At 44.3% G+C, this 25987-nt stretch carries 29 protein-coding genes and 1 pseudogene; 14 read left to right on the top strand and 16 right to left on the bottom strand.

Features of this window, described 5'->3' with window-relative positions; all coding sequences use genetic code 11:
- Nucleotides 1–11: 11 nt before the first annotated feature.
- From L3V30_RS11860 to L3V30_RS24010, 3 genes and pseudogenes are all read right to left on the bottom strand, one after another.
- Nucleotides 12–758: an outer membrane lipoprotein-sorting protein gene (locus tag L3V30_RS11860; RefSeq protein ID WP_203342812.1), complete on the bottom strand. Its 747-nt coding sequence runs from the start codon at nt 756–758 to the stop codon at nt 12–14.
- A 117-nt stretch (nt 759–875) separates the two neighbouring features.
- Nucleotides 876–2318, bottom strand: a complete 1443-nt coding sequence (locus L3V30_RS11865) for a sensor domain-containing diguanylate cyclase (RefSeq protein ID WP_237308992.1) — start codon at nt 2316–2318, stop codon at nt 876–878.
- 142 nt (nt 2319–2460) lie between these two features.
- A pseudogene (locus L3V30_RS24010) lies at nt 2461–2801 on the bottom strand (ribosome alternative rescue factor ArfA).
- A 365-nt stretch (nt 2802–3166) separates the two neighbouring features.
- Between L3V30_RS24010 and L3V30_RS11875 the strand changes: the two are divergent.
- The 4 genes from L3V30_RS11875 (at nt 3167) to L3V30_RS11890 (ending at nt 5013) form a co-directional block, all read left to right on the top strand.
- Nucleotides 3167–3376 (top strand): cold-shock protein, encoded by a 210-nt coding sequence (locus L3V30_RS11875; RefSeq protein WP_005375625.1) that lies wholly within the window; start codon nt 3167–3169, stop codon nt 3374–3376.
- 91 nt (nt 3377–3467) lie between these two features.
- Nucleotides 3468–4013, top strand: a complete 546-nt coding sequence (locus L3V30_RS11880; RefSeq protein ID WP_150917911.1) for a YaeQ family protein — start codon at nt 3468–3470, stop codon at nt 4011–4013.
- Nucleotides 4000–4542, top strand: coding sequence for a hypothetical protein (locus L3V30_RS11885; protein ID WP_046873701.1), 543 nt, complete (start codon nt 4000–4002; stop codon nt 4540–4542). The genes L3V30_RS11880 and L3V30_RS11885 overlap by 14 nt, the downstream gene beginning before the upstream one ends.
- 111 nt (nt 4543–4653) lie before the next feature.
- A complete protein-coding gene (locus tag L3V30_RS11890) occupies nt 4654–5013 on the top strand; it encodes a glutaredoxin (RefSeq protein ID WP_053809555.1) in 360 nt (119 codons plus the stop codon).
- A 192-nt stretch (nt 5014–5205) separates the two neighbouring features.
- On the opposite strand, the gene L3V30_RS11895 is transcribed toward L3V30_RS11890, so the two are convergent.
- Complete coding sequence (locus L3V30_RS11895) at nt 5206–5832, bottom strand: OmpA family protein (RefSeq protein WP_150917908.1); 627 nt, start codon at nt 5830–5832, stop codon at nt 5206–5208.
- Between the two features lie 278 nt (nt 5833–6110).
- On the opposite strand from L3V30_RS11895, the gene L3V30_RS11900 reads away from it, so the two are divergent.
- Nucleotides 6111–6743, top strand: a complete 633-nt coding sequence (locus L3V30_RS11900; protein WP_150917905.1) for a thiol:disulfide interchange protein DsbA/DsbL — start codon at nt 6111–6113, stop codon at nt 6741–6743.
- A gap of 13 nt (nt 6744–6756) precedes the next feature.
- Nucleotides 6757–7230, top strand: coding sequence for an FKBP-type peptidyl-prolyl cis-trans isomerase (locus tag L3V30_RS11905; RefSeq protein ID WP_005391162.1), 474 nt, complete (start codon nt 6757–6759; stop codon nt 7228–7230).
- An 81-nt stretch (nt 7231–7311) separates the two neighbouring features.
- On the opposite strand, the gene cyoE is transcribed toward L3V30_RS11905, so the two are convergent.
- The 4 genes from cyoE to L3V30_RS11925 are packed head-to-tail and all read right to left on the bottom strand — an operon-like array spanning nt 7312 to nt 10604.
- Entirely contained in the window at nt 7312–8211 is a 900-nt protein-coding gene (gene cyoE / locus L3V30_RS11910; protein WP_150917902.1) for a heme o synthase, read from the bottom strand.
- The gene (locus L3V30_RS11915) at nt 8204–9223 is read right to left on the bottom strand and encodes a COX15/CtaA family protein (protein ID WP_046873705.1); all 1020 of its coding nucleotides are present in this window, start codon (nt 9221–9223) and stop codon (nt 8204–8206) included. Before L3V30_RS11915 ends, cyoE begins: the two co-directional genes overlap by 8 nt.
- Before the next feature lie 12 nt (nt 9224–9235).
- A complete protein-coding gene (locus L3V30_RS11920) occupies nt 9236–9772 on the bottom strand; it encodes a cytochrome oxidase biogenesis cluster protein (RefSeq protein ID WP_237308994.1) in 537 nt (178 codons plus the stop codon).
- Nucleotides 9762–10604, bottom strand: a complete 843-nt coding sequence (locus L3V30_RS11925; RefSeq protein WP_237308995.1) for an SURF1 family protein — start codon at nt 10602–10604, stop codon at nt 9762–9764. Before L3V30_RS11925 ends, L3V30_RS11920 begins: the two co-directional genes overlap by 11 nt.
- Here L3V30_RS11925 and L3V30_RS11930 point away from each other — a divergent pair.
- Nucleotides 10552–10788, top strand: a complete 237-nt coding sequence (locus L3V30_RS11930) for a DUF2909 family protein (RefSeq protein ID WP_237308996.1) — start codon at nt 10552–10554, stop codon at nt 10786–10788. The genes L3V30_RS11925 and L3V30_RS11930 overlap by 53 nt on opposite strands.
- Nucleotides 10789–10801: 13 nt before the next feature.
- On the opposite strand, the gene L3V30_RS11935 is transcribed toward L3V30_RS11930, so the two are convergent.
- From L3V30_RS11935 to coxB, 4 genes are read right to left on the bottom strand one after another with little or no spacing between them, the layout of a single operon-like run.
- Entirely contained in the window at nt 10802–11686 is an 885-nt protein-coding gene (locus L3V30_RS11935) for a cytochrome c oxidase subunit 3 (RefSeq protein ID WP_005391171.1), read from the bottom strand.
- Between the two features lie 51 nt (nt 11687–11737).
- Nucleotides 11738–12277: a cytochrome c oxidase assembly protein gene (locus tag L3V30_RS11940; RefSeq protein WP_005391173.1), complete on the bottom strand. Its 540-nt coding sequence runs from the start codon at nt 12275–12277 to the stop codon at nt 11738–11740.
- A 20-nt stretch (nt 12278–12297) separates the two neighbouring features.
- A complete protein-coding gene (ctaD, locus tag L3V30_RS11945; RefSeq protein ID WP_005391175.1) occupies nt 12298–13929 on the bottom strand; it encodes a cytochrome c oxidase subunit I in 1632 nt (543 codons plus the stop codon).
- On the bottom strand, nt 13926–15089 hold the full coding sequence (gene coxB, locus L3V30_RS11950; protein WP_006742066.1) for a cytochrome c oxidase subunit II: 1164 nt from the start codon (nt 15087–15089) through the stop codon (nt 13926–13928). The genes ctaD and coxB overlap by 4 nt, the downstream gene beginning before the upstream one ends.
- A gap of 330 nt (nt 15090–15419) precedes the next feature.
- Here coxB and L3V30_RS11955 point away from each other — a divergent pair, with 330 nt between their 5' ends.
- Nucleotides 15420–17114 carry a phospho-sugar mutase gene (locus L3V30_RS11955; protein WP_047008374.1) on the top strand — a complete coding sequence of 565 codons (1695 nt, stop codon included), beginning with the start codon at nt 15420–15422 and terminating at the stop codon, nt 17112–17114.
- A 100-nt stretch (nt 17115–17214) separates the two neighbouring features.
- Here the strand turns inward: L3V30_RS11955 and L3V30_RS11960 are convergent, their stop codons facing one another.
- Nucleotides 17215–17637 (bottom strand): GNAT family N-acetyltransferase, encoded by a 423-nt coding sequence (locus tag L3V30_RS11960; protein ID WP_237308997.1) that lies wholly within the window; start codon nt 17635–17637, stop codon nt 17215–17217.
- A 79-nt stretch (nt 17638–17716) separates the two neighbouring features.
- Complete coding sequence (locus L3V30_RS11965) at nt 17717–18349, bottom strand: LysE family translocator (RefSeq protein WP_053809567.1); 633 nt, start codon at nt 18347–18349, stop codon at nt 17717–17719.
- Nucleotides 18350–18579: 230 nt separating this feature from the next.
- Between L3V30_RS11965 and L3V30_RS11970 the strand changes: the two genes are divergently transcribed.
- From L3V30_RS11970 to L3V30_RS11980, 3 genes are all read left to right on the top strand, one after another.
- Nucleotides 18580–19407: an AraC family transcriptional regulator gene (locus L3V30_RS11970; protein ID WP_006742070.1), complete on the top strand. Its 828-nt coding sequence runs from the start codon at nt 18580–18582 to the stop codon at nt 19405–19407.
- Nucleotides 19408–19486: 79 nt separating this feature from the next.
- Nucleotides 19487–20197, top strand: coding sequence for an AzlC family ABC transporter permease (locus tag L3V30_RS11975; RefSeq protein WP_046873712.1), 711 nt, complete (start codon nt 19487–19489; stop codon nt 20195–20197).
- A complete protein-coding gene (locus L3V30_RS11980) occupies nt 20197–20508 on the top strand; it encodes an AzlD domain-containing protein (RefSeq protein WP_006742072.1) in 312 nt (103 codons plus the stop codon). The genes L3V30_RS11975 and L3V30_RS11980 overlap by 1 nt, the downstream gene beginning before the upstream one ends.
- Here L3V30_RS11980 and L3V30_RS11985 read toward each other — a convergent pair.
- Both L3V30_RS11985 and L3V30_RS11990 read right to left on the bottom strand, forming a co-directional pair.
- On the bottom strand, nt 20505–21119 hold the full coding sequence (locus L3V30_RS11985) for a fumarylacetoacetate hydrolase family protein (protein ID WP_005391187.1): 615 nt from the start codon (nt 21117–21119) through the stop codon (nt 20505–20507). The genes L3V30_RS11980 and L3V30_RS11985 overlap by 4 nt on opposite strands.
- A 221-nt stretch (nt 21120–21340) precedes the next feature.
- Complete coding sequence (locus L3V30_RS11990; protein ID WP_237308998.1) at nt 21341–22399, bottom strand: porin; 1059 nt, start codon at nt 22397–22399, stop codon at nt 21341–21343.
- A 610-nt stretch (nt 22400–23009) separates the two neighbouring features.
- Here L3V30_RS11990 and L3V30_RS11995 point away from each other — a divergent pair.
- The 3 genes from L3V30_RS11995 to L3V30_RS12005 all read left to right on the top strand — a co-directional run bounded on the left by L3V30_RS11995 (nt 23010) and on the right by L3V30_RS12005 (nt 25969).
- Nucleotides 23010–23987, top strand: coding sequence for a porin (locus L3V30_RS11995; protein ID WP_046873714.1), 978 nt, complete (start codon nt 23010–23012; stop codon nt 23985–23987).
- Nucleotides 23988–24452: 465 nt separating this feature from the next.
- Entirely contained in the window at nt 24453–25310 is an 858-nt protein-coding gene (locus tag L3V30_RS12000; RefSeq protein ID WP_237308999.1) for a DMT family transporter, read from the top strand.
- A gap of 44 nt (nt 25311–25354) precedes the next feature.
- On the top strand, nt 25355–25969 hold the full coding sequence (locus L3V30_RS12005; RefSeq protein ID WP_053809571.1) for a glutaredoxin: 615 nt from the start codon (nt 25355–25357) through the stop codon (nt 25967–25969).
- Nucleotides 25970–25987: the final 18 nt, after the last annotated feature.

Below are 25987 nucleotides of genomic sequence, written 5' to 3' on the forward strand. Positions count from 1 at the left end.
CAAAATCCACCCTAATCTCGCAGAGCCTTCATTTGCTGCTGGGAGAAAAAGTCATCATCGATATCAAAATCAAATTGCGCTTCGTGCGTAATCAAAACCGTTTTATTTCCTGGTTTATCTATCGGCTGCATCTCCATGCGAGTCGCAACGTCTCGCCCACCCAACGTTTGCACATCGTAAGTCGTCAAAACATTTACCAGTTCATCAAATTCATCGTAAAACTCGACTTTGCGCTGTAAAAAGCTCGTTTGAGAGATCCACAGTCTGACTTTGCTCCAAACCACTGGGGCGTCAGGCTTGGCAAGTGCATCAATTACCCAAACTTTGTCACCATCAAAGGTTTCACTTTGAAGCAGTTGATGTTGATAATCGACAACAATAGAAGATTGGTTAATTAAATCATCATTCGTGAAGTCTGATCCCATCCAAGACTGACTGAGCATGGATGGCGCAATTTTAATCACTCGCTCGATACTCGGCACCCAATTCCACATTTCTCTATGACGTTTTAACGAGGCGCTACCTTTATCTTTCGCCGGAGCAGTCACCAAGACCAAAGATAATTCCGTACCTTTCGTCCAACTCTTCATGGTCATTGAACGTGACCAGTCAGGGCGAACAATTTTCATGGTGGCTTCGCTATAACTGGATTTTCCGCGCATCGCTTGATCAGACTTTTGGACTATATCGAAAGCGCTCTCAGCGTAAGAAAAAGAAGAGAGAAGTACACAAGCGAGAACACAAAACGTTTTATACATACCTTCCCTTTGTACCGACACGACCTAGAATTTGAATCGAAACGGGTATAATAATTTTAAATTCAATTGAGTATAGCAAGTGAGGTTTTAGAAATAGCGATTGGTGACTCAAAAATGCTAAGGGACTTGACGAAGCTCAGGTTGAAACTGGCTGTCTGTTATGACTTGAAACACCGCGCGATTTTTACCTTCAGACTTACCTTGATACATCAGTTGATCAGCGTCTTGTAAATTCACGATATGAGTAAATTCAGGGTAGTATGCGCAGCCTAAGCTAATGCTCAAATGAATCGCTTGCCCACCAAGGATAATAGGTTGTTCGTACACGGCTTTGCAGAGCATTTGAGCAAAGTTGCGCGCTTCTCGCTCAGAGAGCGATGCCGTCACGAGTGCGAACTCTTCTCCGCCAATTCTCGCCAATGTCATACGTTCATCAGTCATTGATTTTGCTGTTTCAGCCACGGCCACTATCGCTCTATCTCCGACAAGATGACCGTATTGGTCATTAATTGATTTAAAATCATCAATATCAAATACCATTACCGTCAAGCTTCGCTGCAAGTGATTCAAGAGCGCCAATTGTTCAATCAAGTGTCTACGGTTGTAGAGTTTTGTTAGGGAATCCGTTAACGTCATCTCCAGCAATTGCTGGTTAGCAATCGTCAATTGTCTTGTGCGCAGCGCAACCATGCGTTTGAGTGCGAAGATATGATACAGCGTCGCGACCGTCATAACGAAAATCGCAATAGGTAGGAGATAAAGAGGATAGACCGTTTTCACCACACTCCACCGATTGAGGATCCTTTCTCGATCTGTATCGATAACTTTTTCAAACGCTCGAGAGACATCCAAAATGGAAGCAGAACTATGCAACCCTGCTGCAATCCGAAGGTCTTTACTATATAAATTTATTACAGGAACAAACATGCCTGCTCCCGGCATAGTTGCCATATAAAAGTTAGCTACTTGAAGGTCCGCGACGAAATACAGCACCTTCTTATCGACAGCGGCCTGTATCATCGTGTCGTTATTAATGTACTCTGCAATAGGCGCATTAGGATAATTCGTCTTAATAAACTCAGACTCGTAACTTCCTTTAACGACACCAATTGGCAACGTCATTTCACCAGCTAAAACACTTTTGACATCAATCGAAAGCACGTCTTGATTGACATATAATTTAGTTTGAATGGGCATGATAACTGCGCCAAAATCCAAGTAATCGGCTCTTTCCGATGAGTAAACCAATCCCGCGTGAAAGTCAGCACGCCCCTCTTTTACGGCCTGTAAAGAAGCCTCCCAATCAAGAAGCAGAAACTGAACATCAATTTGGTTGTCCGCCGCATACGCTTTCCAGAAGTCGATCAAAATGCCTTTGGGTTCACCGTCTGGGCTAAGGTAAGAGAATGGCTTCCAAGCTTTGGAGTTAGCAACTATTAAAGAATGAGACTCTGACTTGTGCGCATACGTCATCGGGCAAATAGACAGCCATAGTAGTAACAAAGAAGCACACGCTTTTGTACACTTGCAACCATAAGTACCATAACTCGTCGATGACATACCTACTTCTCACCAGTCTTTTTAAACCATAATCTCGGCTGTTTTGTCTGATCTAAAGATATAGCAGAGCGGTGTCGGACAGGAAGTGGCTCCTATTGATATGAATCTAACTTAGTAGGTTTTAGTACTTATTTGGTACTTTTCAGCGTCTAGTTTTAAGAAGAAAGCTAGCCAGTATAAGGTGAGATAAGAGTGATTTAACTAACACTAAACCATTGAATTTGAATAGGTTGATAAAAAGCAGCATCAATAAAAAAGCCCTATTCAAAATCCACATCGGGAGAACTTTGAATAGGGCTCTTTGCCTCTATGCTTCATTTTCCGACTGAAGCTGCCTTTACCTTTTTTCGCTTTTACGACTCGTGTTCTGAACAATTGACTGGTGACAACCGCTTTTAACGCATTGTCCTTGATTTCACCTCTGCCGAAATCGGTCTCGTGTTGTAACTCATTCGGCTGAGGACTGGTTTTAGGTTTTGCCATAAATCCTCCTTAATGGTCGAACCAGATTGGACAATAATTATATAAATAAGTCAAATTTATAGATTTAGTTGAATTTTATGCTGAAAAACTTCACATCACCGTCATTTATTTGAAATTTAATCAAAAACATGCTGGTTAAATAGTGACTAAATACAAATATTTGTCCATAAAGCACTAATATATGTTGACTCTTCGTGGAATTAACCTAGACTCAAACACGGCTAGAAAGAAAGTTCTTTGTTTTCACATTTCGTTGGATTACTTGTAACCCGTCGTCCTGTGGTACGCAATAGCAATTTATTTTTCCACGCTATAAGCGCCGTTGAGGCGAAAGATTACATTATTTAGATATTTAGGAAATAGACATGTCTAACACAGCTACTGGCACAGTTAAGTGGTTCAACGAAACTAAAGGCTTCGGTTTCATTCAACAAGAAAACGGTCCTGACGTATTTGCTCACTTCTCTGCAATCACTGGTGACGGCTTCCGTACTCTAGTTGAAGGCCAGAAAGTAGAATTTGTTATCTCTCAAGGTCAAAAAGGCCCTCAAGCAGAGCAAATCAAAGTACTTTAATTCTTAAAGAATTTGATACGATAGCCAGCTTCTAAAGCTGGCTATTTTTTTGTCTATAACTTATTTTTGCCAACAAAAACGATATAAATCCATGGCTCTTAAACCGACTATTTATAAATTTCGTATCGCCATTTCCGATATGAATAACGACTATTACGATTCTAAAAATCTAACTATCGCCCTTCACCCTTCAGAAAAACCTCAACGAATGCTGGCTCGTGTTTTAGCTTACTGCTTAAACGCTCAAAGTAATTTAGAGTTTACGAAAGGGCTTTCTACAACTGAAGAGCCTGATTTATGGCATGTTGGCGATGATCAAAGCATTACTCACTGGATTGAAATTGGCGAACCAGAACCAGAAAGAATCAAGAAAGCCTCTCGCCTAGCAAAACACGTAAAAGTCTACACTTATAACACTAAAGCGACGGTATGGTGGGATAAAATGTCAGGAAAGTTCTCAATGCTTCCCGTCAACGTAGAAAGCTTTGACTACGACGCTATCGACTTGATTTGTCAGCACCTTGACCGAGGCACTAGCCTTTCTGTTATGATTACCGGCAGCTCTATTTTTGTTGATATCAACGATCAACACGTCGAAGTAACGGTGAAGGAACTAAAAAGCCATGACGTCTCTTAGTGAACTGAGTCAAGAGATGGGATTCAAAGAAATTCCCTTCGTTAAAGAACATAAAGCGGCAAAGCGACGTTGGTTAAAAGAACAGTCACAACTGTTTACAAAAGTTTGTGAGAACAAACCCGCCACGGCGCCTACTCTTCACCTGCTTGGTCTTTTGACTAAGTCGCATATTGAAGCCAGCGCTAACTATGAGCAACATGCGCATTCTGCCCAGCAAATGCAGCAAGTGCTGACTGACTCCTTGGGTGATGAGCACGCGGATAAGTTCACTAACCAGTCCGCAGAAGACCTTATCTTGATAACCCACCTTTGGCTTTATACTCAAGGCTATTTGAATATGGACTTTAGCTTGGCGCACGATCATGCCGAGCAAACTCAGAATACATTGCAACACGAGCTTGTTGTAAAACGCATGGATGTTGATGCATTCAGAACCGAACTGATGCAAAGCTTTTATCTAGGTAGAGAAGCCAGTCCAGCTTCGACTAGCGGCTTTTGGGGCAAGTTAAAACGCTTATTTTCCGCATAAAATACATGGTTTTATCCATTTCAAACAACTGATAGACTTCACGCTCAATGCAACAAGCATCATGATTGCATTTTTAAAGGACAATTACCCAATGAACATCAAGGGATCATTATGAAGTTTATCCGTTGGATTTTAGGCAAGGTTATCTTATTGTTGAACGCCGTGTTCTCACCTCGTGGTATTAAACGCAGTGCAGAAGAACAACAACGTATTGATGAAAAAGCAAAACAATACGCACTTTACCAATTTGAAGCTTGCCCTTTTTGCGTAAAAGTCCGCCGTGCAATGAAGCGTCAATCGGTGAACATTGAGCTACGTGATGCAAAAAATAACCCGACTCATCGAGCTGAACTAGAGCAAGGTGGTGGACGAATTAAAGTCCCTTGCCTGCGTATCGAAAAAGATGGCGAAACACAGTGGCTATACGAGTCATCTGACATCGTCGCTTACGTTGAAAAAGAATTTGCCTAAGTTCCCCCTATGAACATTGGCGGATGTAAAAGAGGCACCATACAGGTGCCTCTTTTCTATTCAGTCTAGCTGCTCGTTGCTATGCCTAGCCTTTGGGTTCACTCTTCTTGCTCATTCCCAGACGGAAACGCCAGTAAACACATAAGGGCTCAGTGAAAACGACACGACGTAGTTTATCGACCAGCCACCGCCTTACTCATCAACGATCAGCGTTAGCTCTACGCGTCGATTACAAGCTTTGCCACTGGCTGTCGCATTGCTGCACTGCGGTACATACTCGCCAAAACCTCTAGAAAACACGCGTTGACGAGGAATACTCGTCGCCAGCAGTTGCTTTTCCACTTCACGAGCTCGCTTTTCTGACAACGTGTCATTAAAGCTGGCAGCTCCCGTGCTATCGGCATGGCCATCGATCACGACATCCACATCCGTTCTTCCTGCTAGATAGTGACCAATGTTTCGAATCCAGTCTTGAGATTGCGCTGATAACTGAGCAGAGCCAGTTTGAAAATGCACTTGCTCTTTCAAACGTATCATTAAGTGACCGCCACTGAGTGTCTCATGAGGAATATTGTGCCTGTTCAGAAACATTTCCAGAGAGGTCACATTTTGCGACTTTTTTACTGATGCCCTCTCAGTCTGATACGTACGAGGTGAAGAAGCCACACTGGAGGCGCTCGGATAGCCCCACTCAGGATGTCTCAGCTCGGTGTTTGTTCTAGGAGCTGTATCTAAAATGTTCCCGCCAGGAACCATGTCTTGATCAAGGCTACTGCACCCAGTCAGAATGCCGCAAACAATTAAAAACCACTGCTTCATACCATTACCAACGTAGAAAAACTCTTGTCCATTGTGTCGACAAAACACGCCAAATCTTTAGCGCTTTTATCCACCGATTGGTTTGTATATGCAGCGTTCATGCCACTGGAATCAATATCAAGTATCTCTCAAATAAAAAGCGATGCCAAAATACCTCCCTGCAGCCTACACATCAGGAAAAGTCTGTTACCAATCGTCTCACTTTATTGTTATTTAATGGTTTTAGTCACTATCGTTAACCGATAAACTAACGCAAATTTCTTACTTAGAGCATTATTATGTTAAAAACCATATCGAAAGGCTTTGCTGTGATTGCCGCCATGATGGCCTTGTCGGCATGCGATAGCGGCAACACTCAGCCTCAGCAAGGCAAACAATACGAAGTTTTGCCTGTATCTCTTCAAGAATATGATTTGGCGCCATTGACAGAAGCTTTTGCCCTAACTTGCGGCCACTGTCGCTCAATGGAAGAGTTTGTCCCTCAAATTGAATCATTGACCGAGCAAAGCGTTGAAAAAATGCATGTAACTTTCAATGAAAGTGCACAAGTAAGCGCCATCATCTTCTACACTGCAGTAATGCAACTAGAGTCGACACCTGACAAAGCATTTATGGCGGATCTTTTTGCTGCCGTACAAATGGGTCCTGATGCGACTGCTGAGGAACGTCAAATCGCCGTAGAGAAAGCCTTTGAGTCTCGCAACCTTATCAGCCCTTACCATTTAGATGAAGCACAGCAAAAAACGCTGTTTGAGTACATCACTAAGGCAGAAGCGATCACGACTCGCGGCCAAATTAACTCCGTTCCAGCCTTTATCGTTAATGGAAAATACCAAGTCATTACTAGTGGTCATGACAGCGTCGAAGCCATGGCAGAAACCATTAACTATTTGCTAAAACAACCTAAATAGACAAGGAGCTTACGTGTCTAAATTTTTGTTTCCTCTCATTATTTTCATTCTGGCGGGCTTTTTCATTTACCGTACTTGGACAAACCATAAAGTAGCGGATGAAAACTTTGCGAAAGGCCAAGCATTCTTGCTCGAGAATGCGAAGAAAGAAGGCGTCATTACAACAGAAAGTGGTCTTCAATATATTGTTCTTGAAAAAGGCGAAGGTGAGGTTCACCCAACCGCGACAAGCAAAGTCAAAGTGCACTACCACGGCACGTTGATTGATGGCACTGTGTTTGATAGCTCCGTTAATCGCGGTGAGCCAATTTCGTTTGGTCTTAACCAAGTCATTAAAGGCTGGCAAGAAGGCCTACAATACATGGTCGAAGGTGAAAAAATCCGCCTTTTCGTACCAAGCACGCTCGGTTATGGCAAAAGTGGCTCAGGCCCAATTCCACCAGCAAGTGTTTTGATCTTTGATGTTGAATTGTTAGAGATTCAATAACTCTAGAAACTTTGCATTAAAGCCCAACTATCAAAACCAAAAACGCCGCGAACCACGCGGCGTTTTCTGTTTAAAGAGAGGCTACAAACCAATATAGTGATCCGAAAGCAATGCAATGAACAACGCAAAAAGGTGATAGATAGAAAATTTAAACGTCTCCATCGCGGTATTGGGCTCTGGCGCGTATTTTAGCTTCCATGCATGGTACATAAAGCCAGCGTTAAGTAGTAACGAGGCAAAAAGATAAACTACGCCGACCATTCCAACCAACACCGGCAGCACACAAACCAACGTCAACAATACTGTATACAACAGAATGGAAGTTTTGGTGTACTCGATACCATGTGTCACTGGCAACATTGGAATATCCACCTTACGATAGTCCTCTACGCGATGAATTGCGAGTGCCCAAAAGTGTGGTGGCGTCCAGATAAAAATGATCATCACAAGCAGCCAAGCATTCGCATGCAACTGCCCTGTTACGGCAGTCCAACCGAGAAGAGGTGGCATCGCACCCGCAATACCTGCAATTACGATATTTTGCGGAGTAGCGCGTTTGAGGTACATGGTGTACACCATCGCATAGCCGAGTAAACTCATCAAAGTCAGCCATGCCGTCAGTGGGTTAACCAGCGCATACAAAAGAACAAATCCTATGACGCCTAAAGCCGTCGCAAAGGTTATCACCGATAACGGCTTAGCTTCACCCGATGGCAACGGACGTTTGTGTGTCCGAGACATTCTCGCATCAATGCGGCGGTCAATCAGGTGATTAAACGCTGCCGCGGAGCCTGCCATCAAACCAATGCCTGTTAGGCCAACCGCCGCCTGCAACCAAGGAAACTCAGTAACAGGCGCTAAACTCATCCCGACAACGGCCGTCACCAGCATTAATGCGACTACTTTAGGCTTCGTTAACTTCAAATAAACGGAACTTAGTCGCTTTCGATCATTTAACGACAGTGCGATTTCTTTACTCATAGCGAACTCCTTTCGCGGTGTAACTCCAAGCTTTTTTGCCCTGCCACAAATAAAACTGACTCACACAAACAAGACTCAACATAATGGCGGCACCCAAGTTATGTGCCACGGCGACATAAATAGGAAGTTGGAATACAACGTTGCTCACGCCCAACATAATTTGACACGCTAAAGTGAGTAGTAACCATCCTCCAATGCGCTGTGAATGATGGGAATCTTGCCTCATGAGCATAATGCTATAAGCCAATACGACAGTGGCGGTGACAATCGCACCGAGGCGATGCGTAACATGTATGGTCATTCTTGCGGGATACTCTAATACACCAAACTCGTAATTCTCGAATCCGGTTTGCCAGAAAGAAAACGCCTCTTTCCATGAGAGATGACTCATCCAATCTCCCTCACAAATCGGCAGTGAGGTGCACATGAGCGCGGCATAGTTTGACGAAGTCCACCCTCCTAGCAGCACCTGCATAAAAACAACCAGAAAAACCAATAATGAGAAGCCTCGCAGCGAGCTGGAAGATGGAGAGAAATAGAGATTATTTTGCGCTTTTAACTGGCAGTAAAAAATCGCCTGCAGAACCAGTAAAGTAAATCCACCAAGCAGATGAAGCATTACGATGACTGGCATTAATTTGAGCGTCACGGTCCACATCCCCAAAAGTGCTTGCCCGACCACCAGTACACTGAGCAGCATCGGAATAGTAGGATTCACGCGCTCAGACCTCATTGATATCACTGTCATGGCAAAAATGACCAAACCCAACGTTCCTGCAAAATAGCGATGAATCATTTCAAGCCATGCTTTCTCATGCTCGACAGCCCGTTCAGGGAAATTAAGATTGGCACGTATTACGTCTTCTTCTTGATGAGGCACACCAAGGTGCCCATAGCAGCCGGGCCAATCAGGGCAACCTAACCCTGCATCAGAAAGGCGAGTATACGCGCCTAACATGATCACCACGAAAGTTAGGAGCAAACTGAATTTAACCAACTGAATTAACTTCATATACGCCCCTTTCTAACCAACTCGTGACAATTTTAAGAGCTTGCGTAAATCCGCCAACATACCTTTGTTGAACGAGACTAAATCTTCATTCGGTTTTAGCGAGTAAGACATCACCAATTGCCCCAGAGGATCAACGATTAACATTTGTCCGGGTTTCACTTTGGCGGTAACCGATTGATTCATTTGCATTGTCGTCATCGATATATCTACGGTACCGGACAACTCTGTCTGCCAAAGCACCGGCACCACACGCTCTTGATATTTTCCTAAAGCGACATGGCTTTGCTGAAGCAGGTAAAGCTGCTGCCTGCATTGTTCTGTGCACTCATTAGGTAAAACATAAGCGAGTTGCCACCTGTACTCCTTGAGTGGGGACTCTTGACCAAGTAGCTCTAACGTTGTGTATGGTTCAACTAACACACCTCTATTGGTCACACCGCTTTGATACCACCCTTGGGTGAGAATGACCTTAGCGATGACGGCAGGAAGCGCAAACGTACACACCAACGCAATCAACATTAGCCGCCCTTTGGTTACTCTAGATGTCATGCTTCACCTCCATGTGACGCAACTTTCTTTGCCAACGAACAAAAACAATTAAGGTCAATAATAAGAAAACGCCCGCCATCGAAAACCACTGAATCGAATAACCGAAATGCTTGGCGCTGTTGAGCGGCAATGGGTTCCAAGGAAAGTCGTAAGGCCAATTTTTTAGATTGTCTGGCTGCAAGACTGCGGGCATAAGTTCAATATTAAGTAGCTGATTCAGTTGCACGATATTCAGGTTCTGCACACGAATGGCATCGCCAACTTCTGGCATTAATTCAGAGCTCAACGGGTTAGCAGATTTTCGGTACATACGTCCCGAGATAAAGGTCGACACTTCGAGTGTTGTGACGGTTGGTAATATTGAACGATCTGCTATTCCCTCCACAAAACCAAGCTCTAATAATGCATAGGTTCCTGATTCATCACTCATAGAGACAATCTGAAATGCTAAATAGCCCACATTGCCCTGATGCGTTTGGTTATCCAGTAAAATCACGGGAAACGCCTGAGGAACAACATTAGCTTCCACTTTTTTCCCGAGGATGCTGCCTTCTCTCCAATCGTTTTCTTCAAGAACTTCGCCTAATGTTTGGTACGCACTATCCGCTCGCGCAAGAATAGCTTGTTCCAAAGCCTGTTTCTCTTGCCCTCTTTCAAGCTGCCAAAAACCCAGTTTGACCAAAAGAGAAAACACAACCACAGTTAAACCAACTGCAACCCAAAACCGTTTCGATAGCCATAATTGTCTTGATAACAACAACGATGAAACCGGAGGTTCTATGTCCACCGTATTTCTATTCAAACTGACGCTTGTCCTTTTGCTGCTTTTCATTATCTTCAACCTCGCAAAAGCGCTTATCGAAATGGTTCGTGAAGACCCAGATAATCCCGAAAAAAGAGACAAACCTATGAGTCATTACTTAGGCCGTCGAGTCATGTTCTCCGCTTTAATTGTTATCCTTCTACTTATTGCGCTCAGTTCAGGCTGGCTAGCTCCGAATCCCCGTCCTTACTAATCGCCCAATGCACCTACAGCACGTACACAAACACAAACAGACATAACCAAACCACATCCACAAAGTGCCAATACCAACTACCTGCTTGGAAGGCAAAATGGTTCTTAGACGAAAAATGATCTTTAGCGATTCGGAGCAATAATACGATTAAGAAAATCGTCCCAAGACAAACGTGCAAACCGTGAAAACCCGTCAACATAAAAAAGGTGTTTCCGTAGATACCAGATTGCAACGTGAGCCCCATTTCTTGATAAGCATGAGCGTACTCGACCGCTTGGTAATATAGGAAAAAGCCCGCAAGCACGATGGTGATTTCCAACCAAACAATTAGTGCCGTTCTTTTGTCTTTTTCAAGGCTTATGTGCGCCATATGTAGCGTAATCGACGACAATAGCAGCAAAATAGTATTAGTAAGGGGAATGCCCTGCCACGGCATAGCTTGTGTTGTTTCTCCACCCGGAGTCAGTGTGAGTGGCCACATCGCTTCGAAGGTTGGCCACAAAACCTCGTTGGTCATGAAGTTGTTATCTGCCCCACCTAACCAAGGCACAGAAATCATCCTGGCGTAGAATAACGCACCAAAAAAGGCACCAAAAAACATCACTTCAGAGAAGATGAACCAGCTCATCCCTTGGCGAAAAGAACGAGTAATTTGCGAGCTGTACTTTCCACTCAGTGACTCAGTAATCACATTACTAAACCAGCCCGCCAACATGTAAAGCAAGAACAGAAAACCTACCGCTAGCACAATACTGCCAATGGTTCCCACAGCCCCTTCACTTTGTGTCCCCTGAACGGTCATTCCTGCACCAACGGCAACTAAAAATAGAGCAAACGCACCGATGATCGGCCAGCTACTTTGAGCGGGAACATAATATGTTCCTGGCTTGTTACTCATAATTTCTCTCCTTACTGACCAGCCTTGGTCTGTATCTCTCTCCTTGAGTGGCTAAGAACCTGTAGGAGGGGGAAGTTTATAGAGTGTGTAAGACAGCGTTAACGTGTGTATCGACTCCGGTAAGTCCGGTTCGATATAAAAAATCAACGGCATTTGAGCTTGTTGTTTGCCATCCAAAGGCTGTTGGTTAAAACAAAAGCACTCAATCTTATTGAAATAAGCGGCACCATTCCCGGGAGAAACAGAGGGAACGGCTTGCCCTACCAACTTCTGCCCGCTTTCATTAAATGCAAGGTATTCGGTTTGCACGACTTCACCGGGATGAACGTCCATCGAAATCACTTTGGGTTTAAACTCCCAAGGCATATCGGGGCTTACATGCGCCATAAACTCCACGCGAATGGTTCGGCTCATATCCGGTTGCATACCAGTTGGTTGAATGGCGGCCACTTCACTTGTTTTTCCATTGATACCCAGTGCGTCGCACATTACGTCATACAATGGGACAAGTGCGTAGCCAAACCCAAACATCAAAAGGGTCGCTAAAAGCAACTTCACTGTGAGCTTTTTGTTTGATGGATTCGGTTTCATCTCACTCACCCCGTTTGTTTCTAATCGACTTTAGGCGGCGTAGTAAACGTATGATGGGGCGCCGGGCTTGGCACCGTCCATTCTAAGCCCTCCGCACGTTCCCACGGTTTTGCAGCGGCCTTTTCACCGCCACGAATACACTTAATCACCACCCATAAAAAGATCAATTGTGACAACCCAAACGCAAATCCACCAATGGAGACGATTTGATTGACATCAGCAAACTGAATAGCGTAATCCGGGATACGTCTTGGCATACCCGCTAAACCTAGAAAGTGCATCGGGAAAAACAAAACATTAACTGAAATAATCGAGCACCAGAAATGCCACAAACTCAGCTTGTGGTCGTACATATTGCCTGTCCACTTAGGTAACCAATAGTACGCTGCCGCCATAATCGAGAATACGGCACCAGATACCAACACATAGTGGAAATGCGCAACCACGAAGTAAGTGTCATGATATTGGAAATCCGCCGGCACAATTGCCAGCATCAATCCCGAGAAACCGCCAATCGTAAAGAGCACAATAAAGGCAATGGCAAACAACATTGGCGTTTCAAATGTCAGAGCCCCACGCCACATGGTGGCGACCCAGTTAAAGACTTTCACCCCTGTTGGTACCGCAATCAGCATGGTGCAATACATAAAGAAAAGCTCTGCAAAAACTGGCATCCCCGTTGTAAACATGTGATGCGCCCACACAAGGAAAGACAACAACGCAATGCTGCACGTCGCGTAAACCATCGAATGATAACCAAACAGCTTCTTGCCACTGAAAGCAGGAAGGATGGCAGAAATGATGCCAAACGACGGTAAAATCATGATGTACACTTCTGGGTGACCAAAGAACCAAAAGATGTGTTGAAACATCACCGGATCGCCGCCACCAGCTGCATCAAAGAAGCTAGTCCCGAAATATTTGTCAGTAAGAACCATCGTCACCGCACCCGCTAATACCGGCATAACCGCGATCAATAAGAAAGCGGTGATTAACCAAGTCCAAACAAACATTGGTAACTTGAACCAAGTCATTCCCGGAGCTCGCATATTTACTATCGTCACGATAACGTTTATCGCGCCCATGATGGAGCTGATACCCATGATGTGAACAGAGAATACAAACAGCGCGGTGCTATCTGGGCCATAAGTCGTGGACAACGGAGCATAGAACGTCCAGCCAAAATCGGGGCCGCCGCCAGGTAAAAACAACGAGCTCAATAAAATAAGAAATGCAAAAGGTAGAATCCAAAAGCTCAAGTTGTTCATGCGAGGTAGCGCCATATCTGGAGCACCGATCATCATTGGAATCATCCAGTTAGCAAGGCCCGTAAATGCTGGCATCACAGCACCAAACACCATCACCAAACCGTGTACCGTAGTCATTTGATTAAAAAACTGTGGATCAACCAGCTGAAGTCCAGGCTGGAATAATTCGGCACGAATGACCATCGCCATCGCACCACCAGTCAGAAACATCGCAAAACTAAACCAAAGGTACAGGGTGCCAATATCTTTATGGTTTGTGGAATACAGCCAACGAGCAATACCTTGGGGAGCATGATGATCATGGCCATCATCAATCGCAATGGTACTGTTTGCACTGGCTTCCGCTGGAGCAGACTTCACTGCCTTTTCTATTGGCTTACTCATATTTCCTCCTTAGCACTGCCTTGTGCCTTAAAGGCATTCACATCGGATGCTTGCACCCTATCACCAGTGTCGTTGCCCCATGCGTTTCGCTGGTATGTGATGACCGCAGCAATTTCTTTGTCACTTAACTGGTTCGAAAAAGACTGCATTGCAGTGCCCGGACGGCCATTCACAATCACATCAATGTGCTCTGAAATTGGGCCTGTTGCGATAGGGCTGCCCTTAATCGCGGGAAATGCACCCGGAATCCCCTCACCATTAGCCTGATGGCACACAGCACAACGCGCCGTGTATATAGATTCGCCCTGCGACATCAACTCATCCATGGATAAGTCTTGAGAGAGCGCCTCTTGTGCCGCCGCTTTTTGAAGTGCGATTTCTTCCTTCTTACTCGCTAACCATTCATCAAACTTTTCTTCTTCCATCGCATGCACCACCACCGGCATGAACCCGTGTGCACGACCACATAGCTCCGCACATTGACCGCGATATACGCCTGGCTCATCAATTCTTGTCCATGCTTCATTAATAAAACCAGGGATGGTGTCTTTCTTGACAGCAAAATCCGGCACCCACCATGAGTGAATGACATCATCAGAAGTCATCAAAAAACGCACTTTGCGATTCACAGGCAACACCAAAGGGTTGTCTACTTCCAATAGATAATGCGCGCCTTTTGTCTCGATACCATCAATTTGCTTTTGGCTGGTGGCAAGCAAACTGAAGAACTCAACATCTTCACCAAAATAGCTGTAATGCCATTTCCATTGCGAGCCTGTGATCTTGACCGTGATATCTGATTGGCTTGTGTCTTCCATTGCGACTAAAGTTTTCGTTGCGGGAATCGCCATGGCGACAAGAATGATGATGGGTATAACCGTCCAAATAATTTCCACTTTTGTACTTTCGTGGAAATGTGCGGCAACTGCTCCTTTTGACTTGCGATGACGAAAGATGGAATAGAACATGACACCAAATACAATCAAAGCAATTACGCAGCAGATATAGAAAATCAGCATATGTAATTCATACACTTGCCCACTTATCGCTGTGACCCCTTTGGTCATGTTGTAGTCACTTTCCTTTGACCAACTGAAAGAGGAGAATGTGATTAAAATCACATTCAGTGATAAGGCTAGAGTAGTCGTTAATCTTTTCAAAAGATCTCTCCTCTGCTCAGCCGCTACGCTTGCGCGAGCTTCCTTGCGTCCCGATGCAAATATCGAACAACTTTACGAAAAATCACAAAAACTACGATTTCGACACGGTTTGTTATATTTATGTTAAAAGGCTAGTTATAGTTCCAAGGTTCTTCAAGAAATTAAATATGATTAAATTTTGTTCGGATAAGAAAAATTAATTCGGTTTATCGATTGCCCTCTTTGAAATGTAATTGAGAACCATTTACATTAATTTAAAAGAAAACATTGAGATACTTACAAAACGAAGTGTCCAAGAAAGTAGGCGCCCCCTACTAAGGAATGATTGATATGACAGCACTAATTACTCAATGGCTAGAACGAGACCCTGATCCTAAGACTCGCGAAGAGCTACAACACCTCGTCGATACAAATAATGAACAAGAGCTTACTGATCGCTTTGGATCACGCCTTGCCTTTGGTACAGCAGGGTTACGCGGCAAAGTGGGCGCAGGTCCAAACCGAATGAACCGTTTGGTGATCCAAGAGACAGCCACTGGCCTAGGAAACTATTTGCTAGAGCAAGTCAAAGATGCCGCAAGTCGTGGTGTCGTTATTGGCTACGACGGTCGTCCTGATTCGAAACAATTCGCGCATGATACCGCTTCCGTACTGACTGCCCTTGGTATCAAGGTTTATCTAACATACGATGTTGCAGCAACCCCAATTGTTGCATTTGGGGTCCGTACATTGAATGCTGCAGCCGCTGTTGTTGTTACCGCTAGCCACAATCCACCAGAGTACAATGGCTTTAAAGTATATTGGGAGAATGGCGCACAAATCATTCCTCCACACGACTCTGGAATCGCAGCGAAAATTGATGACGCAACAACGAAGCCATTACCTTTAATGTCTCTCGATGATGCAAAACAGCACGGTTTGTTAGTTTGGTTGGAAGACGACTACTACCAAACTTACCGTAAAACGATGAACGAAAACGCGCTGCTTACTCCTGACAACAACACCGATATTTCTATCGCTTACACTGCGATGCATGGCGTTGGGGCGAATATGGCGGAAACGCTCCTCGCAGACGCTGGCTTCAAAAAAGTGGCAAGTGTTAAGGAACAGCGCGAACCTGATGGCAGCTTCCCAACCGTCAACTTCCCAAACCCTGAAGAAGCCGGTGCAATGGATATGGTGATGGCATTAGGTAAGTCCGTAGATGCTGATATCGCTTGTGCTAACGATCCAGATGCCGACCGTTTTGCAGTGGCGGTCAAACGCCCAGATGGCGAATACCAAATGTTAACCGGCGACCAAGTGGGGTCACTGTTTGGCGATTACTTGCTAGAACAGCAACCTAACGCTCTGGTTGGCAACACCATCGTATCATCAAGAATGCTGAGTAGCATTGCCAAAGCGCATGGCGCCCAATACTACCAAACGTTAACAGGCTTCAAATGGCTCACTAACGTTGCCATGGAGCAAGAGACAGAAGCCAATCCATTCTTGTTTGCTTATGAAGAAGCGCTCGGTTATACCGTAGGTAACAAGGTGTGGGATAAAGATGGTTTATCTGCAATCGTCGCATTTGCCCAGCTAACAGGTAAACTTAAAGCTCAAGGCAAAACACTATGGGATAAACTGGAAGAACTGTACCGCGAGCACGGTTTCTACTTTAACGCGCAGCGCAGTATCGCTCTCGACCCAAACTCTCCACCAATCGGTGACAAACTCCGTGCAAACCCACCAACAGAGATTGCTGGTAAAAAAGTCGCAGTAACTGAAGATCTAAAAACATCAGTTCGCATGTTTGACGACGGCTCTGAAGAATCCATTGACTTACCAGCAAGTGACGTATTGATTTATCACCTAGAAGATCAGTCTCGTGTGATTGTTCGCCCTTCGGGTACTGAGCCAAAACTAAAATGTTACTACGAAGTCATCAACCTTTTCCCTGCGGATATGAGCTATGCACAAGCACAGCAAGCGGCAGAGGCGAAGATGAACGAACTTATCGACGCGCATCAGACAAGTTTGTAAGTCAAAGAGAAGCCGAGACATCTGATACGATAAGAGGCGCAAATTCGCGCCTCTTTTTTTGATTTTGACTAGAACAAGTCAAGCTAACCAGTGCTTTTCCCTAGCTTACAATTTCCTTTTGTAGAAAGTACTTGTGGATGCCCTCTGCAGGATAGCCTGAGTACTGCCCTACTTTTTCAAAACCTAATTTGAGGTAGAACTCAAGAGCTTGGAAGCTGTAGGTATCCAAATAAACATGGGTAACCCCGTGAGGCTTTACTTTTTCTTCTAGCATTGACATTAACTGGCTACCGAGACCAGATGTCCGACTTTCAGCATCTACCCACAAAAACTCAACAAACACCGTGTTTTTAAACATTTCGCCAGTCAGACCACCCATGGTCTTGCCATTCTCATCTTTAGCAAAACAGCCCACAGCATGCACTTCCCCTTCAGGCAAATGCATCCGGTTATAAGATCGAATACCTTGACGAACAGAATCAAGGTCTGTTTGATCTGGATTTAAACAAAATTCAAGCTTCATACATCCTCTCCTTAGGAAACACCAATATCCTAAAACAAAAAGCCAGCAATTGCTGGCTTTCTGATGGAATATGATAACTTTATAAGGCGAAACTGCTCAGCATCCACAACGCGAGAATAACGAACACTAAACCCATTAGTTTATGTTGATAAGTGCGGAATTTTTCGTTCTCGATCAGCCCCTTACCCAATGTGCCTGCCAGCGCAACAAGCAATAAATTGAATGATAAGCCAAGGACGTTTAACAATAACCCTAGTGCTAGCATCTGCTCACCAGAAGACGCTGTGATATTGCTTGAGACAAACTGCGGCAAAAACATCACAAAAAATACCAACGCTTTAGGGTTAAGCAAATTACTCATCAAAGCACGTTGATAATAAGTTGACGCCATTTTGTTTTGACCATCAAGCTCTGGAGCCGAAGATGCCTCAGCTCGTAAGCAGTCCCAGCCCATTTTTAGCAAGTATGCGCCACCTAATAGATGAAGGACTTTAAGGGCGATTGGGCTCATTGCAATCAGGGTAGATACTCCCATTGCAGCAAGCAAAGTAAGAATAACACCAGACGTCGCATTGCCTAAGCTAGCAAACAGACCGACCTTCTTACCGTAACTCATACTAGAGCTCGCGATAAGCAACATATCGGGCCCTGGTAACAGCAACAAAGCCACTACTGCGGTGAGATAAACAGGAAGTACAGATAAATCAATCATGATGGAACCGCTTTTTCTACAACAAAGCGGCGAATGTTATACCAACAAAATAACAACAGCCAGCCCAAAATCACCAAGATAATTCAGAAAATAAAAATCATAGTTTGCTAGGACGAAAAATAACAATCAATTCGCCTATTTATAAAAATCGAATAGCAATTTTGTACAAAAATAAGCACGATGGATCCGTTACACTTCTAAGATGATTTTCTTGAGCAGACCGGATAAAGATGAAAGAAAAGAATAAGGAAATCGCTACCTTCAAGATAGCTCAAGAGCTCGGCGGTTTAGAACTTCTCGATGCAAAGTATGAGAAGCAGAATTTTTCACGCCATAGCCACGAAGGTTACACTATTGGCGTCATCGAGAAGGGAGCACAGCAGTTCTTTCGAACAGGCGGAAATCATATCGCGCCACAGGACAGCATCATCCTTGTAAATGCAGATGAAGTACACAACGGGCATTCGGCCTCAGAAGGCGGTTGGGAATACAAAGCAATGTACCCCGTACCACAGCAGTTTCAGACCTTGGGGCAAGAGCTTGGTTCACCAAATGTAGCTCTGCCCTATTTTCCTCAACCTGTGGTTTACGATCCTGAGCTGGCTAGTCAGTTGCGATTGGTGTTTGAAACGCTAGAAAAATCAGACAACCGACTACTACGAGAAACTTTGATTTACGGCACGTTGATCAAACTAGCCAGCAAACACAGCACCCACCGGGCACCGCTCAAAGAATCAACCAGAGCTCAGCGACAAATACAGTTGGTCAAAGAGTTTTTGGAAGACTTCCCGCAAACGGACGTCTCGCTAGAAGAGCTCGCAAAACTGGCTGGGTTAAGCCCTTTTCATTTGCTAAGAGAGTTTCAAAAACAGTTTGGCTTCCCTCCCCATGCTTATCAAATTCAGCAACGTTTACGTATGGCGAAGAAGCTACTAAAAATGGGACAAAAAATTTCAGATGTGGCACAAGAATGTGGCTTCCATGATCAAAGCCATCTGCATCGACACTTTAAAAAAGCCATGGGCGTCACTCCCGGTCAATACGTCCGTCACAGCTAAAGCAGCAATATTGTACAAGGCGTTATGCGACTACCGAGCTATCTTGGTAGCCTGATTTAGGAATAACTAAGAAGAAACTATGGACCACACTTTGCCGTTACAAGAAGAATCAAAAGCCACGCTATTTTGGCAAGGCACACTTGCGATGATGCCACTGAGTATCGCGGTGTTGCCTTGGGGTTTGCTCGCAGGCTCATTCGCGATTGATACTGGGCTTCACCCTTTGGAAGGACAAGCACTATCCGCCATTCTGTTCGCAGGTTCCGCGCAGCTCGTCGCGATGGGGATGATTAAATCGGGGGCAGGCCTAGTAACCATGTTACTAACAACGTTTTTTATCACCTCTCGACACTTCCTCTACAGTGTATCGATGCGCAGTAAAATTGCACCACTTCCTCTTAAATGGCGGTTATCACTCGGATTCTTACTCACTGATGAGCTGTTTGCGATTGTAGGTCATCATTCCGATAAACAATTTAATCGCTGGTATGCGCTTGGGGCTGGTCTGAGTTTTTACCTGTTTTGGAATATCGCGACATTGACGGGCATTATTGCAGGAAGCCTGATCCCTGAACTGAACGAAATGGGATTGGAATTTGCTGTGGCCGCGACTTTTATCGCAATTGTAGTTCCGACTATTAAAAATATGGCGGTGCTCGCGAGTGTTGTCGTGGCATTAGTGAGCTCGGTCGCCCTAACCTATTACCAAGTGGAAGGAAGTTTGATGATTTCGAGCATTTTAGCCATGCTTACAGGCTACTTTGTGGAACAAGTACAGGAGAAACACTAATGATCATGTTGTCTATTTTACTGATGACGGGACTTGTTTTCACCAGCCGCTACTTGTTTTTAGAACCCAAGCTACCACTGCGATTAGGGACACGTACACAAAAAGTGCTCAACTACGCCAGCCCTGCGGTACTCACTGCGATCTGGGCGCCTATCGTTTTCATTCCCGATGGAGCACTCAGCGTGAATGTGCACAACCCATTTTTATTGGCTGCCTTGCTGGCTGCGTTAATCGCGTACTTTACTAAAAATGTTCTTTTAACGACGGTGATCAGCATGGTGGTATTTCTCGTTCTGCGAATTTGGCTTTAATTCGCCACCCACTCAATCTCCAACAGGGTGACATCACCACACTTTAATCGTCCAAGGAAGATGTCACCTTGATGCACCTCACCAACTCCTTTTGGTGTGCCGGTCATTACCACATCGCCATCTTGAAGTGTTGTGTAACTCGTTAATTCATCCAAAATGGTTAGCGGCGGATAGAGCATCTGGTTAACGTGACCTTTTTGTACACGAACGCAGTTAATCAAGAGCTCTAGGTTAAGATCATTAATATCAATGTTATCCAAAGAGACAAATCGACTAAACACTGCGGAGCCATCAAACGCTTTAGCACGCTCCCAGGGCAACCCTTGTTGTTTAAGTGAAGACTGCAAACCGCGCTTGGTCAGATCCAATCCCAAACCGACCGCTGAATAACGTCCATCTTTGATCAGAAAACAGATTTCAGCCTCGTAATGAAGAGGCTCTTGATGAAATGAACGCAGAGTCGTCGATACGGAAGTCGCGGGTTTATTAAATACCACCATTTGCTCAGGGATCGCATTATCAAGCTCATGAATATGTTCAACGTAATTTCGCCCAACACAAAGCACTTTACCCACTTCTACTTTCTTTTCTTCAACTTGAATAACGCTCATCGCTCTTCCCTGCAAAACAAAAACCTCATCATAATCTAACCTATTGACTTAACGACACTAAATCCCATCCTCTAGTGTGAAAAATAAGACATTCACCCCGTTTTGAGTTTTGTATCATCTAATTGAAACATCACGGTATTTACAAAACAAATAGACAAAAAAGCCAGCACGAGGCTGGCTTTAAATCAATAAGGGTGAATGATTGTTCTCGCTAAATCCTATTATAGGTAGTAACGAGCACCTATCGCCCATTTGTCATCAGTTTCACGACCATGGTCATCATTTAGGTCAAACTGGTAACCCGCGTAACCAACAAATTTAGGCGTGAAGTTGTACTCTGCCTGCAGTGCCATTTCCTCACGAGCGGTTTCTGTTTTAGAATTTTTGAACTCTTTACCTTCAACCATCTCGTAGTTAACGCTCAAGTTTAAGCTGTTCGCTAGAACGTATGCGATGATCGCTTCGTACGCATCACTTTCCGCCAAACGGTCGCCATTTACACTGAAGTTCATATTTTCATTTGAACCATATACCGCGGCAAGGAACAGACCTTGGCCGTAAGCGCCGTAAGATGCAGACACAACATGTGATTCTGCGGTGTGTTTACCTGTGTAAGCAGGGTGTTGGAAGTCACCACCGTTGTATGAGTAGCCAATTTTCGCGCCCATGATTGCGTAAGAAAGCGCAACTTGCATGCGGTCATCGTATTTAAGACCACCAGTGATAGTACCTGCGTCGTTACGCGTGTATTCATCATTTGCGCCTTGCCATCCAAGACCAACGTTAATCGCACCTGCTTCGCCTAAATCAAAGCCATTTCGATAAGACAGCATTTTATCCGCACGACCTGTGCCTAGGTTTCCGTGATCGTCGTAAATGAAGTCATTCGCAAACGCAATTGGCATATCCGCGATGCCTGCTACATCATAGTAAGGTGACCATTGCGTACCACCTACTGCACGACCGTAAACCTCATGTGTTAAACCTAAGTAACCTAGACGAGTTTTAAACGACTCTTCACCGCCATCTAAGTAGTTTAGAGCCCATTCACCACGTGCGTCTGCGGTGAAGCCATTGCCTAAATCTTGTGTCGCAGAGATATTGATACGAGGAGAGTTAGTACCAACATCCGTGTCACCTTGCTCTGAACCATTTAAGTTAACAGAAACGTGGCCGCCCATCGAAAATGTTGTGCCATCGTTATTATAAAGTTCCACTGCCACTGCTTGAGTGCCGAAAGTTGCTGCTGCGATTGCCGCTGCTAATAATTTTTTATTCATTTCTAAATCCATTACTTATTAGTTGGTTAGTCAGTTTTAGACCCAGCTCTGATTCACTTTCGTAAGACGAAATGATGAACACAGAAAGGAATACAAAGGCCCTCTGGGGCATCTTTTCCGCCAGAATGGATTTACCTTTGTGTAACAACTGCCGACACTTTATTTGATTAGTTCCTGATAACCGAGTGAAAAATTCTCAGCAAAAAACTAAAAAGCAAACGTTTACTTATCCGAAAAAAAATCCAGGCGTAAAAACCTTACAAAAAGAAATGCTTTAACGAGATAGTGCTCACAAATACTTGATGAACCCCAACTTTTAAAAATAACTTTCCCGTCAAAATGAAATATTTACTTACATTTTGGAACAAAAATAGGTTCAGGAACTTTTTGAAAAAAGCACGGTCTCCAATAGAAGGCAGAAAAACCTCAAAAAAGATAAAACCTTTCTTTTTATAAGAGATATAAGAAGGGGCACTTATTCTCGCCAGCAATAAAAGTGCAATCAAATCATAACTTAACAGAAATCTATCTTTCATTTTCAGCGTTTACCTTAACGTCATCAACACATCGGGCAAGAAAGCCCATCGATTACAACTAGGGTAATAAGAAAATGAAAAAGGCAGCACTAACTACTGCAATTCTTACAGCATTGGTATCAGCACCATCATTCGCAGCAACAGTATACAAAAACGACGGTACTGAATTAAAAGTTGGCGGCCGCGTTGAGTTCCGTGGTGACTTCATCGGTTCAGGTGGTGCTGAAGTTGAAGGCTCAATGGAAGATAAAAGCCGCGCTCGTCTTAATCTAAAAGGTAAAACGGACATCGGCAATGGCCTTTCTGCATTCGGTGTTTACGAAGCCGAGCAAAAAACGGGCAAGAGTGAATTCAAAAACCGCTACATGTATGCAGGTGTCGACTCTGATATCGGTGCCTTCTCTGTAGGTCGTCAAGACATGGCTGCAGTCATCATCTCTGACATGACGGATATCACTGAGTTCTCTGGTGTTCAGCAAGTTATCGATTCGTCTTCTGATAAGCAAGACAGCGTTTTCGCATACCGTGGTGCGTTTGATGCGCTACAACTGCAAGCAACCTACCAAGCAAACTCTAGCGATAACGAAGATAAATACGGCATCTCTGGAATGTACTCACTACCAATGGGCCTCGACTTTGGTCTTGCATATTCTGGTGGCGACGTAAATAAAGACAACTCTGAAGATCAAATTCTAGGTGGTATCGCCTACTCGATGGATAACCTATACCTAGCAGGTACTTATTCTCAAGGTTCCCTGACTGACGCTGAAGACTTTACGGCTTACGAGCTAGTCGCAAGCTACAAAGTAGCAAGCAAAGTGACACTTGCAGCTCTATACACAGCTCAAGAGAATGATCCAGACAACAGTTCAAAGTACGACACCGTTGAAGGTATCGAGCTTGTTGGTTACTACAAACTAAACAGTAACTTCCGTACTTACCTGTCTTACTACATCAACCAACTCGATGAAAAGAAGGATGTAGTAGATGGTAAAGTGAAAGTGGTTCAAGGTGAAGACACACTACGTCTAGGCGTACGTTACGATTTCTAATTCACTCTTGTCCTAAGAGCGAGTCCAATTGGCCAGCATGCTTGCTGGCCATTTTTTTGTGTAACCCAACATAACTCGATAAATTTTCACACTATCCAAACGTCGCTCAGCAATGAAAAACGAGCGTAGTGACTCCTGCCTCTGCCCTCTTTTAATGCGATTTGTCACTAAGTTAGTGCATTTCTCCTAATAGCCAACCGAACTAAAATAAAAAGACAATTAAAATCAAATAGATAAAAATTGGCACGCGTTCTGCAATATTATTTATGCAAATGCATGGCAGCGTTTGTGCTTCTCGTTCTTTGTACCTGTTATAACAGGCACGTCCTTTGAATTGGTAATGTCGCCTCCCTCTGGGAGGCATTTTTTTATTGGCGCGAAAAACAATAGGACGTATGATCCCGCCACCTCTATCAAACTGGAATTTTTCAATTGAATCATCATCCTGTTCAAGGTGCGTCCTGGATGCTAACAGCTGGCTTGGCATTCGCCATAGTGAACAGCTTCGCCCAAATTGCTTGCATCAACTTTGGTGTCTCTTCCACCACATTCGCATTATTCCAATACGCTATTGCCTTATTTGTCATTCTGCCCTATCTGCGTACACTTGGAATTAGACGCTCACTAAGAACCCAACACTTTGGTTGGCATGCCTTCCGTATTTTTCTCTCTGTTATCGGGATTCAGCTTTGGCTTTGGGCACTCGCTTATCCAGTTCCAATTTGGCAAGGCATTGCGCTGCTGATGACCTCTCCGTTATTTGCAACGGTTGGATCTGGCTTGTTACTCAAAGAGAAAGTAGGTACTGCACGCTGGTTAGCAACATTAACAGGGTTTGTTGGTGCTATGATCATTCTTGAGCCGTGGGCAGATTCATTTACATGGGCGACCCTGCTTCCTGTTGGCGCCGCATTTTTCTGGGCAGCGTATTCTCTGATGGTAAAGAAAATGTCGGTCAACGATCCGCCCTCAACCATGGTTGTCTATTTATTACTGCTGATAACGCCGTTTAATATCTTATTGGCAATACCGACATTTACGATGCCAAATACCTGGACGATATGGGGCGTACTTTTAGCCGCAGGTGCACTTACAGCACTCGCTCAATGGGCTATCGTTAAAGCATATGCAGTAGCAGACGCCTCGTTTGTGCAACCATTTGATCACGCAAAACTGCCTTTGAATGTCGTTGCTGGCTGGTTGGTGTTTGGCTGGGTACCACCTGGTCGTTTATGGCTAGGCGCCGCGATTATTATTGCCTCCATTGCGTTTATTACGCACTGGGAATCGAAAAAGACAAAGCTAGTTGAAAGAAAAGTCTAATTTCAAGGTTCTATATTTTCAGGAAAGGAAATGAGGAACACCATATGAGTCAACCAATCAAAATTACACTGTACCGCTGGGCTGGTAGTTGGGGTCCATTCAAAGTCAATATTCCTTGTGGTGAATGTACGTTAACTAAAGATATTTTGACGGATACTTTTAAAAACGAACTCGCTGATGTCCCCGTTGAACTGGAAGTAAAAGATTGGTTATCACATTGGTGGGAACCATTAAAAGCAGGGGCCTGGCATGCACCGATTCTTATTGTCGAAGGAAAAGTGGTCAGCCAAGGAGAAGCGCTAAACCGGGGCGTGCTTGTGCAATCAGTTATCGCTGAATGGGTCAAACGCGATGAGCTAAAAGGCAACATTGTTTATGGTAAAGCCACCTGCCCTTACTGTGTCAAAGCGAAACAACTACTTGACGATGCTGGTGTTCAATACGAGTATCATGACGTGGTTAAAGACAGCGCCGCTTTGTATCGCATGATCCCCGAAGTAAAAGCCATCATTGGAGAAAAAACGCCGGTAACAGTGCCGCAGATCTGGTTGGATGGAAAGTATGTTGGAGGCGCTGACGATTTAGAAAAGTGGTTAGCAGCAAAGGGGCTAGATAAAGTGCCTAATAATGTCGTGGAGATACCAAGCCAATCCGCTTAGCGTTTGATTCAAATGCCA

This window comes from Vibrio sp. A1-1 (genome assembly GCF_021728175.1).
In the GTDB taxonomy this organism is placed as follows: Bacteria; Pseudomonadota; Gammaproteobacteria; order Enterobacterales; family Vibrionaceae; genus Vibrio; species Vibrio diabolicus.

What these genes read in the sequence shown, in the direction of transcription:
- L3V30_RS11970 (WP_006742070.1), top strand. Translation starts at nt 18,580, where the DNA reads ATGAAAGAAAAGAATAAGGAAATCGCTACCTTCAAGATAGCTCAAGAG.
- cyoE (WP_150917902.1), bottom strand. Translation starts at nt 8,211, where the DNA reads ATGAGTAAAGAAATCGCACTGTCGTTAAATGATCGAAAGCGACTAAGT.
- L3V30_RS11930 (WP_237308996.1), top strand. Translation starts at nt 10,552, where the DNA reads ATGTCCACCGTATTTCTATTCAAACTGACGCTTGTCCTTTTGCTGCTT.
- L3V30_RS11885 (WP_046873701.1), top strand. Translation starts at nt 4,000, where the DNA reads ATGACGTCTCTTAGTGAACTGAGTCAAGAGATGGGATTCAAAGAAATT.
- L3V30_RS11955 (WP_047008374.1), top strand. Translation starts at nt 15,420, where the DNA reads ATGACAGCACTAATTACTCAATGGCTAGAACGAGACCCTGATCCTAAG.
- L3V30_RS11940 (WP_005391173.1), bottom strand. Translation starts at nt 12,277, where the DNA reads ATGAAACCGAATCCATCAAACAAAAAGCTCACAGTGAAGTTGCTTTTA.
- L3V30_RS11925 (WP_237308995.1), bottom strand. Translation starts at nt 10,604, where the DNA reads ATGAAAAGCAGCAAAAGGACAAGCGTCAGTTTGAATAGAAATACGGTG.
- L3V30_RS11915 (WP_046873705.1), bottom strand. Translation starts at nt 9,223, where the DNA reads ATGAAGTTAATTCAGTTGGTTAAATTCAGTTTGCTCCTAACTTTCGTG.
- L3V30_RS12000 (WP_237308999.1), top strand. Translation starts at nt 24,453, where the DNA reads ATGCTAACAGCTGGCTTGGCATTCGCCATAGTGAACAGCTTCGCCCAA.
- L3V30_RS11985 (WP_005391187.1), bottom strand. Translation starts at nt 21,119, where the DNA reads ATGAGCGTTATTCAAGTTGAAGAAAAGAAAGTAGAAGTGGGTAAAGTG.
- L3V30_RS11920 (WP_237308994.1), bottom strand. Translation starts at nt 9,772, where the DNA reads ATGACATCTAGAGTAACCAAAGGGCGGCTAATGTTGATTGCGTTGGTG.
- L3V30_RS11895 (WP_150917908.1), bottom strand. Translation starts at nt 5,832, where the DNA reads ATGAAGCAGTGGTTTTTAATTGTTTGCGGCATTCTGACTGGGTGCAGT.
- L3V30_RS11980 (WP_006742072.1), top strand. Translation starts at nt 20,197, where the DNA reads ATGATCATGTTGTCTATTTTACTGATGACGGGACTTGTTTTCACCAGC.
- ctaD (WP_005391175.1), bottom strand. Translation starts at nt 13,929, where the DNA reads ATGAGTAAGCCAATAGAAAAGGCAGTGAAGTCTGCTCCAGCGGAAGCC.
- L3V30_RS12005 (WP_053809571.1), top strand. Translation starts at nt 25,355, where the DNA reads ATGAGTCAACCAATCAAAATTACACTGTACCGCTGGGCTGGTAGTTGG.
- L3V30_RS11860 (WP_203342812.1), bottom strand. Translation starts at nt 758, where the DNA reads ATGTATAAAACGTTTTGTGTTCTCGCTTGTGTACTTCTCTCTTCTTTT.
- L3V30_RS11965 (WP_053809567.1), bottom strand. Translation starts at nt 18,349, where the DNA reads ATGATTGATTTATCTGTACTTCCTGTTTATCTCACCGCAGTAGTGGCT.
- L3V30_RS11960 (WP_237308997.1), bottom strand. Translation starts at nt 17,637, where the DNA reads ATGAAGCTTGAATTTTGTTTAAATCCAGATCAAACAGACCTTGATTCT.
- L3V30_RS11890 (WP_053809555.1), top strand. Translation starts at nt 4,654, where the DNA reads ATGAAGTTTATCCGTTGGATTTTAGGCAAGGTTATCTTATTGTTGAAC.
- L3V30_RS11865 (WP_237308992.1), bottom strand. Translation starts at nt 2,318, where the DNA reads ATGTCATCGACGAGTTATGGTACTTATGGTTGCAAGTGTACAAAAGCG.
- L3V30_RS11990 (WP_237308998.1), bottom strand. Translation starts at nt 22,399, where the DNA reads ATGAATAAAAAATTATTAGCAGCGGCAATCGCAGCAGCAACTTTCGGC.
- L3V30_RS11875 (WP_005375625.1), top strand. Translation starts at nt 3,167, where the DNA reads ATGTCTAACACAGCTACTGGCACAGTTAAGTGGTTCAACGAAACTAAA.
- L3V30_RS11975 (WP_046873712.1), top strand. Translation starts at nt 19,487, where the DNA reads ATGGACCACACTTTGCCGTTACAAGAAGAATCAAAAGCCACGCTATTT.
- L3V30_RS11880 (WP_150917911.1), top strand. Translation starts at nt 3,468, where the DNA reads ATGGCTCTTAAACCGACTATTTATAAATTTCGTATCGCCATTTCCGAT.
- L3V30_RS11900 (WP_150917905.1), top strand. Translation starts at nt 6,111, where the DNA reads ATGTTAAAAACCATATCGAAAGGCTTTGCTGTGATTGCCGCCATGATG.
- L3V30_RS11935 (WP_005391171.1), bottom strand. Translation starts at nt 11,686, where the DNA reads ATGAGTAACAAGCCAGGAACATATTATGTTCCCGCTCAAAGTAGCTGG.
- L3V30_RS11995 (WP_046873714.1), top strand. Translation starts at nt 23,010, where the DNA reads ATGAAAAAGGCAGCACTAACTACTGCAATTCTTACAGCATTGGTATCA.